Below are 8,318 nucleotides of genomic sequence, written 5' to 3' on the forward strand. Positions count from 1 at the left end.
CGACGCTGTTCACCGCCCGGTCGGCCAGGGCCCCGGCCGCGGTCCCGGCCACGCCCGCCGCGAGGCCGCCCGCGCCGCCCCCGGACGGACCGGGCGGACGGTCGAGTGCGGTCTCGCGCGCGGCGGCGACGAGCAACCGGCGCAGGGGTGAATCGGCCGGGTTGGCCAGGACCTCGGCGATCTGCGCGGCGCCCTGCAGGTCCCGCGGCGGGATCAGGGACAGGTCGGTCAGCAGCGCGTCCCAGCGTGCGACATAGTCGCGCAGATACAGGTCCCGGACCTCCTCGGCCAGGGCCGCGGCCTGCGGGGTGCCGGGGATGATGCGCCCCTGCGGACCCAGGACCCAGCTCTCCAGCGCGGCGGCGGCGATCAGCGCGGTGACCGCCGCGTCGAACCGCTGGTGATAGCCGTCATAGGTATAGAGGGCCGGAATGCCCTGATTGATGGGCTTGCCGCTGCGCCTTGCCAGCACCTTCAGGGTCAGGGGCCCGCCGGCCCGGGCGAGGGTGAAGTCCGGCAATCCGGCAGCGGCCTCGGAGCCCTCCAACTGGCCATAGATCCGCGGCGCGAGCCGGGTCCCGGTCAGGACCTCCCGCGCCTGGCGGATCAGCTCCGCGTCCAGGGCCAGCGGCAGCGGGCTGAGGTTGGCGGCCAGCAAGGCGCTCAGGTGACCGGCAAGCTCGGCGCGCTGCTCGGTCGTGGTCTCGCGCGGCAGGCGTTGCGCCCAGTCGCGTTCGATCGCTGCCTGCAACACCGCCGGGTCAGCGTGTTGCGCATCGTCCAGCATCAGGTAGAGGCGCAGCGCCTCGTACAGGCGGGCCGGGTCGGCCAGCGCGCGGCGGACCTGCTCCTCCAGTTGGAGGGTGATGGCCGGCAGCAGGGTCTTGTGCAGAATGCGCTGGTAGCTGCGCTGCGCCTGGGGGCCGAGCTTCTCCACCTGGTCGAGCCCCAGTTCCATGGTGAGCGGGGTGCCGGCGTCGCGGTCCGCGTAGCCCCCGGGGATCTGCCGGGCGGCGTTGAGCACCGGCAGCACCGCGAGCAGGTCGCGCCCGGTCGCCCCCCCCGTGCCCCGCAGCGAGTCGATCTGGGTCTGGATCGTGCTGACCTGGCCGGCGACCGCCGTGATGTAGGCACGGTTGCCGAGATAGCTCAGGGTCCAGGCGGCGGCGGCGCTGACCGTGAGCAGGGCCGCACCGGCATAGGCGCCCCATTTCAGCAGGCGGCGGCGGCGCTCCAGGCGCGGGTCGAGCCCGGCCAGCGGGGCCTCCGGGAACACAACCTCGCGCAGCAGGCGGGTGACGAAGAAGCTCTTGGCGGTGCCCTGGAAGGCGTCCAGGCCCTGGCGGCCCAGCCCGAAGTTGGCGGCGATGGCCGCGAGCACCCGGTCGATCGGGGTGCCGGTCTGGGTGCCGCTGGTGAAATAGACCCCGCGCACCAGGGGGCGCGACTCGAAGCGGGTGGCGTCCAGGCAGTCGTTGAGGAAGTGGTCGACGGTCTCGCCCAAGGCCCCGAACTGGCGCGGGAAGCGCAAGACCAGGCCGCGGCGGCGCCGGTCGCGCTCCGCCTGCAGCCGCCCCAGCAGGTGTTGGTCGAGCCGCTGCTCCAGGGCGCGCTGCTCGGCGCCATAGGCCGCCAGGCCGGGTGCGGCGTCCGGGGCGGGGTCGAAGGGGAAGGTCATACCCCAGACCTGCTCGCGCCCCTCGCGGCCCAGGTCGGCGAAGAACTCGCTGAAGCCGGCCACCAGGTCCGCCTTCATGAACAGCACATAGATCGGCAGGCGCAGGCGCAGGGTGCCGTACAGCTCCTGCACGCGCGCCCGGATCGCCTGGGCGTGGGCCGCGCGTTCGGCCGGCGACCACTGCAGCAGGTCCGCCAGGCTGATCCCCAGCAGCACGGCGTTGATGGGCCGGCGCGGGCGGTGCTTCTTCAGCAGCGCCAGGAAGCCCAGCCAGGCGGCGCTGTCGACCTGGGCATCGCTGTCCTGGGTGGTATAGCGCCCGGCGGTGTCGAGCAACACCGCCTGGTCCGTGAACCACCAGTCGCAGTTGCGGGTGCCGCCGACGCCGCCGACCGGGCCCTGGCCCAGGCGCTCGGCGAGCGGGAACCTGAGCCCCGAGTTGAGGAGCGCCGTGGTCTTGCCGCAGCCCGGCGGGCCGATGATCAGGTACCAGGGGAGCTGATAGACCCAGTGCCCCCCGAGTCCCTTGCGGCCCTCGGAGCCCTTGAGCAGGGCCAGGGCCGCGTCGAAGCGTCCCTGCAGGGTCTTGAGTTCGTCGGCCGCGGCCCGGTCCGCCGGGTCCGGCGCCGCGCCCGGACCCCCCGCCAGTTGCTCCACCAGGCGCCGGTTGCGCCGCCGCGCGACGAGCGCCGCGCCGATCTGCCACAGGGCCCAGAGGACGAAGAGGGCGCCGATCACCCACCAGCGCCGCGACTGCGGCCCCAAGGGCTCGGTGCCGGCGAAGCCGATCAGCGGGCCCACGAACCACACCAGGGCGGCGAGGGCGAGGGTCCCCAGGAGGCTGAGGAACCAGCGGGCAGTAAGAAACCTCAACAGGGCGTTCATCGGCCGCCCCGGCGGGTAGGAAGTACGTTGGTACGGGAGTACGTTAGTACGTTAGTACGGGAGTACGCTGCGAGGACGTTTCCGCCGGTCGCGACGCCCCCGTACTCCCGTACTAACGTACTCACGTACTTTCCGACCGTACTGACGTACTTTCTCAAACATCGGCTCAAGGTCATGGTTGAGGCTCCCTCGGCTGGGGTCCGGGCCGCTGCAGGCTGATCTCCACGCGTCGGTTGCGGGCGTCGCGCGGGTTCTCCGGGACCGCCGGCTCGCTGTCGGCGCGGCCCTCGGCGCTGAAGCGTGCGGGGTCGCGCGTGATGGCCCCGAGCCGTCCGGCCACCTCCTGGGCCCGCGCCTGGGACAGGTGCCAGTTGGAGGGGAAGCGCAGTGACTTGATGGGGGCGCTGTCGCTGTGACCGGTCACGAGCACCGGTCCCGGCACCTGGGTCAGGGCCGCCCCGATGCGCTCGATCAGGGGCGCGACCCCCGGGAGCAACTGCGCCTGGGCCGACGCGAAGAGCCCTTCGCCGCGGATGATGAGCGTTTGTCCCTGGGGCCCATTGACGACCGCGACGCGACCGGCCGCGAGGTCGTCGCGCAGCAGGGTGCCCAGGGTGGCCGCGTCCGGTTCGGGCGGTGGCGGCGGCGGGGCCGGGCGCGGCCGGTCCGCGGGGGCCGGCAGGCCGCGGTCCAGGCCGGCCAGGGACAGATAGACCGGGTCCGAGTCGCGGCTGAGGGCAAAGGTGTAGGCGGCGAAGAGCCCCAGCAGCAGGAGCGCGGCGACCGCGGACAGGACCCACAGGGGCACCTGCGCGAGCAATGGGTCATGCTGGGGGGCCACCCCCCGCCAGTGCGGCGAGAGCTCGGGTTCCGGCTCGCCGCGCTGGGTGCGGATGCTCTGGTAGAGGTTGGCGCGCACCCGCTCGAGCTGGTCGCGACCGCCCTCGCGCACCCGGTAGCGGCCCTCGAACCCCTGGGCCAGGCACAGGTACATCAGCTCCAGCAGGTGCAGGTTGCCCGCCGGGTAGGCGAGCAGGCGCTCGAGCGCGTCGAAGAACTTCTCCCCGCCCCAGGTCTCGTTATGGAAGCTGACCAGCAGGCCCTGCTTGCTCCAGATACTCTGGCTGCCCCAGGGCGTGTCCAGGACCGACTCGTCCAGGAGGGCGCACAGGACATAGCGCGCGGGCAGGACCAGGGTGTCGGCCAGACCCCGCCCCCGGGCACAGGCCTCGAATGCGCGTATCTGTCCCACCAGGCGCTCGCGCAGGCCCTCGGCGTCCCGGTGGGCGGCGCTCCCGCGCAGCTCCCCGGCGACGGTGAGCAGGTCGCTCGCACAGGCCACCAGCGGGTTGTCGGAGTTGTCCGCCGGGGTGGGCAGCGGCGCCCGGCTGGCCGCGGCGGGGGCCGGCGGCCAGGGCGCGGCCGGTGGGTTGGGGGGCGAGTTGAAGCCCTGGCCGGGACCGGGCGGCGCCCCGGCCGGCCGGCGCCCGCCGGGGTTCGGGCGGATGACGGTCGCGCCGGCGTCCGCGGGGTCGAAAAAGGGGTCGTCGTTGGTCAAGGCTTACTCCCGGATCGCCCACAGGGCCAGTTCCAGGCCCGGGAACTCGCCCCCGACGTGCAGGCCGAGACCGCCCCCGGCCGCCGCCGGCGCCCAGAACTCGCTGCTGCGGTCGAGCTCGAAATAGTCGCAACCGGCGTGATAGGGGATCTCCAGCGGGGCCGTGGGCAGGGGCCGCAGGCCGATCCCCGGCAGGGCCAGCTTGACGAACTCGGTGATGCGCTCGATGGGGCCGATCTTGGACTGGGCCGGGAAGCGGTTGCGCAGGGCCTGGGAGTCCATGTCCGCGTGGACCGCGAGCACGAAGCGCGCCCCGGTGAGCAGTGAGCGGTCCGCCACCAGCGCGACCCGGAAGCCGTACTGGCGCTCCTGGATGGGGATCTGGATGGCCCGCTCGACCAATTCCCGGCTCAGATAGTCGCGCAGGCGCTCCATGACCGGGGTGAAGGTCGCGTCCAGGTCGTCGTGGCGATAGGGGGGGAAGTCCGGCGGGCGTTTGGTGTCCCCGGCATAGGTGGCCAGTTCCCCGGCCAACGCGAGCAGGAAGCGGTAGAGTGGCTCCGGGTGCAGTCCCTGGATGCGGGCCAGGTGGATGGACACCGGCTCACTGCGGTTGATCAGTTGCAGCATCAGAAAATCGGCCCAGTCCGAGACCCCGCCGCGGCCCGCCCCCCGCACCCGCCCGGCCCGCGCCTCGGCCTGCCGGTGCAGGAGCCCGGTGACCTCCTCCAGGAAGCCGGCCAGGCGCGCCGCGGCCTGCACGTCCAGGCAGGGGGGGATGTAGGTGTCGGCGAGCTGCACCAGCAGGTCGGCGCGCCGCTCCAGGACCCGGGCGACCCCGCAACAGGCGAAGCCGTCGCGGGCGTCGCGTTCACGCAGCAGCCGCAGATCGAGCCGGCCCACCTCCAGCAGGGTCTCGGTGTCGGCGCCCAGGGCGTTGTCACGCACCGTCAGGTCCCCGGCCCGGTAGCGCAGCATGGTGTCCGGGGCCGCGGGGCCGCCGCTCTGCGGGGCCCCCGGGCGGCGCAGCGGCAGGGCCAGGTAGATGGTCTGGCCGGCGGACTCGGGGTCGAGCAGCAGGGGGGTTGGCAGGGGGTCGCTGGCCGGGGCCTCGAAGGGGGTGCCGTCGGGCAGCCGGCCGGCGCACTGGGTGAGGGCCAGACGGCCCTGGGCCAGCAGGTCACGGTCGATGGTGAGCCGGGACAGACCCCAGGGATAGGGACAGCCGAGCCCCGCCTGGGACTCCACCAGGTGCTCCAGATAGCGGTCGTGTTGCTGGAAGTGGTGGGGCTGCAGGAACAGCCCCTCCGACCAGAGGACGCGATTGTCGAGGGCCATGAGGGGGGGGGGTCTCCTTTAGTAACGAGTCAAGAACAAGTCAAACACAATCGTTGTCGTTGTCGGTGTCGTTTTCGTAATCGTTGTCGTGATCGTAATCGTTGCCGCAATCCGAGAAGCGAAGCAATTTGGGGTGCGAGAGAATCCGGGGCGCCACGATAACCTCGATTACGACAACGACAACGACAACGACAACGATATGGACAGCAAGGGTATCCCTTGTTTCACTTTCGTCACTTACTGTCGGCGGACATTGATCGCGGCCGCCCCGACCTCGACCTCAACGCTGTTGTCCCGGCCGGGTTCGAGGGCTTGCAGGGCGCGCCAACCGGCCCGGTCGATGTCGTTGAAGGCACCGAGCACGCCCAGGTGGGTGGCCGCGGGGCTCAAGGGCAGCACCGTGAGTCGGCGCTGGCCCGGGGCCAGCGTGACCTCCTCGCGGGCGATCAGCGTGGCGCCCAAGGCGGCGGCCTCCTGCTCATAGAGGCGGAAGAAGTCGGCGCCGGCGAAGTCGCCGGCGGCCTTCAGTTCATAGAGCCGCACCACGATCGGCAGGCCCCGCCCCGTCTGGTCCCGATTGGCGTCGGCGGCGGCGCTCACGGTGATGCGCAGTTGCGGCGGCTGGTCCGCCGCCGGGCTGGGCGGCGCGGGCGGCGGTTTGCCCGCGCAGCCGACCAGTGCGGCCAGCATGGCCGCGGCCATCGGGGCGCGGTGCGCCCGCGGTCCAGGTCCAGATCCGTTCATGCCGTCACCCTCGCGCGTCTTGGTTTTCAGAGATTATCAAGGATCGGGCCGCGGGCTCGGCAATTTTTGTTCCGCCTCGTGCGCCGGCGGCCGGCGGGTGCGATCCAGACTGATGTGGTCGCGCGAACGCCGTAGGGCGGGCACGCCGCGCTTTGCCCATCCTACGATCGACGATCAAGCCGACCCACATCAGTGTTGATCGCGCCCGCGGCCGGGTGCCGCCGGGGTCTGCCGCCGCGCCTGAATCAGGCGCTGGATCTGATCCTCGTAGGCACGGGTGAAGGCGTCGCCGAACAGCTCCATGAAGTCCTCCGCGGCGTCGGCGGCGACTTGGTCATAGACCTCGGTGAACAGCTCCCAGTAGCGCGACCGGCGGGCCATGGGCAAGAGCTTGTCGAGCCCCGACGCGGCGCCCAGGCAGCGCTCCAACGCGGCCGGCTCGAAGCGCGCCAACAGCGCCCGCAGGGCGGCCCGCAGCCCCGCGATCATGGCCATCTCGTGGGCCTGGACGTCCTCGAAGGCCCCCCGGGCTGCCTCCGGCGCGCCGAGAAAGCCGCCGCCGGGGCGCACCAGCAGCCGCTCCAGGGCCTCGTCCACGTCGACCGAGAACTTGAACGGGTTGTTGTCCGCGGCGCGGATGGTGGTGACCCCCAGGCGCAGCTCGTTCTTGAACTGGGCCCGCGACTGCATAGTGATGGTGAGGCCCTGGGCCAGCGCCCGCAGCAGGCGGCCGGCGTCGTGCAGGAACCGGTCGGGGTCCGTGATCGTCAGGGCGTCGCCGGTCCCCAGCCCGGCGAGGAAGGCGGCGAGTCCGGTGTTCGCCGCGGCGCTCGCCGGCGCGCTGGGCCTGACGTCGGGCGGGGCCTGCGGGGTCGGCAGTGGGACCAGGTCCGGCGCGGTGCTTGCGTCCGGCGCCGGGACTGGCGCCGGTGAGTGGTCGGTGGGCGCGGTCGGCGGCGGCAGCGAGGGGGCCGGCGGCGGCGCCAACTCAGGCCCCGCCGGTGCTGCCGCGCCGGCCGCGAAGGGGTCGGCCACGGGTGGCAGGGAGCTGAACGGGCCTGGTGCGCCAAAGTCTGGCTCCGCGAAGGCCGCGAAGGGGTCGGTGAGGGGGCTGCCGGGGGGCTCTGCCGCCGGGGTCAGCGGCGCGCTCGGCCAAGCCGGGCAAGGTTGTACCGCCGCCACGGGGGGCGTCGCGGCGCCGGGCTCGGCGACCGGACCGCCCAGGGCGTCGGCGAGCAGGTCATAGTCGTCCGGCACCGCCGGGCCGCCCGGCGCCGGTCCAGGCGCCGCTGCCGGCCCGATCTCCGGTGGGCGCAAGTGGACGCGCTCCAGCGGGGTGGGCGGGGGTGTTGCGAGGGCCGCCGCGGCGGGGGCGGCGGCACCGGCGAGGAAGGGGTCCAGGGCCAGGGCGTCGGCGAAGGGGTCCGGTGCCGCCGCCCGCTCGCACCGGGGGGCCACCGGTGCCAGGCTGGGGGCGGTCGGGTCGGTGGGATCGGTGGGGTTACCCGCCTCGAGCAGGTCCAGGATGTCCGGTGAGGCCCCGCGGCCCGGGCCTCCGGGCGGACCCTGGGGGGCCGGGGGCTCGAATGGATCGGCGTGGACAGCGGCCGCGGCGCCCGCCCGCCCGTCGTCGGCCTCGATCACCAGGTCATAGGGACCCACGGACAGGGTGTCCCCGTCCGCCAGGCGCACCGGTTGATGGGCCGGCAGCCGGTCCGTACTCTGATTGAGGAAGGTCCCGTTGGTGCTCAGGTCAGTGACCCACAGGGCGTCGTCGCGCAGCGCCAGGTGTGCGTGGCGGCCGGAGATGACCCGCTCCGAGTCGTTCAGTGACAAGTCGTTGTCCGGGTTGCGGCCGATGCTGCAGCCCCCCACGGCGATGGCCAGGGTGGTCGGGGCGGCCGGTGCGGCGCCGCGCCGGCGCGCGATGGTGATGCGGTACGCCATGTCGTGCCCTGCAGCGTTGGCGAAGAGGTCCTTGAGTATAACCGAGGTCAAGGTCGGGATTGGCCGCGGCCGCTCGGCGGCGTTGTCGTTGTCGTTGTCGTTGTCGTAATCGAATAATCCGACCACGACCACGACCACGACCACGACCACGACCACGACCACGACAAC

Annotated in this window: 6 protein-coding genes; 1 reads left to right on the top strand and 5 read right to left on the bottom strand. The window is 72.8% G+C overall.

Annotated features, from left to right (window positions below; translation table 11 throughout):
* From tssM to tssK, 3 genes are all read right to left on the bottom strand, one after another.
* Positions 1 to 2,563 (bottom strand): type VI secretion system membrane subunit TssM (gene tssM / locus QZY48_RS12090; RefSeq protein ID WP_295431107.1); only part of this gene is annotated, 2,563 nt, incomplete at its 3' end.
* Between the two features lie 172 nt (positions 2,564 to 2,735).
* Positions 2,736 to 4,121 (bottom strand): type IVB secretion system protein IcmH/DotU, encoded by a 1,386-nt coding sequence (icmH, locus tag QZY48_RS12095; RefSeq protein ID WP_295431108.1) that lies wholly within the window; start codon positions 4,119 to 4,121, stop codon positions 2,736 to 2,738.
* A 3-nt stretch (positions 4,122 to 4,124) separates the two neighbouring features.
* On the bottom strand, positions 4,125 to 5,459 hold the full coding sequence (gene tssK, locus QZY48_RS12100) for a type VI secretion system baseplate subunit TssK (RefSeq protein ID WP_295431109.1): 1,335 nt from the start codon (positions 5,457 to 5,459) through the stop codon (positions 4,125 to 4,127).
* A 128-nt stretch (positions 5,460 to 5,587) separates the two neighbouring features.
* Between tssK and QZY48_RS12105 the strand changes: the two genes are divergently transcribed.
* Positions 5,588 to 5,716, top strand: a complete 129-nt coding sequence (locus QZY48_RS12105; RefSeq protein ID WP_295431110.1) for a hypothetical protein — start codon at positions 5,588 to 5,590, stop codon at positions 5,714 to 5,716.
* Here the strand turns inward: QZY48_RS12105 and tssJ are convergent.
* Positions 5,697 to 6,203, bottom strand: coding sequence for a type VI secretion system lipoprotein TssJ (gene tssJ, locus QZY48_RS12110; protein WP_295431111.1), 507 nt, complete (start codon positions 6,201 to 6,203; stop codon positions 5,697 to 5,699). The two genes, QZY48_RS12105 and tssJ, sit on opposite strands and share 20 nt — an antisense overlap.
* Positions 6,204 to 6,392: 189 nt before the next feature.
* The coding region (tagH, locus tag QZY48_RS12115) for a type VI secretion system-associated FHA domain protein TagH (RefSeq protein ID WP_295431112.1) at positions 6,393 to 8,318 on the bottom strand (1,926 nt) is incomplete at its 5' end.

This window comes from uncultured Thiodictyon sp., from assembly GCF_903828115.1.
Classification (GTDB): Bacteria; Pseudomonadota; Gammaproteobacteria; order Chromatiales; family Chromatiaceae; genus Thiodictyon.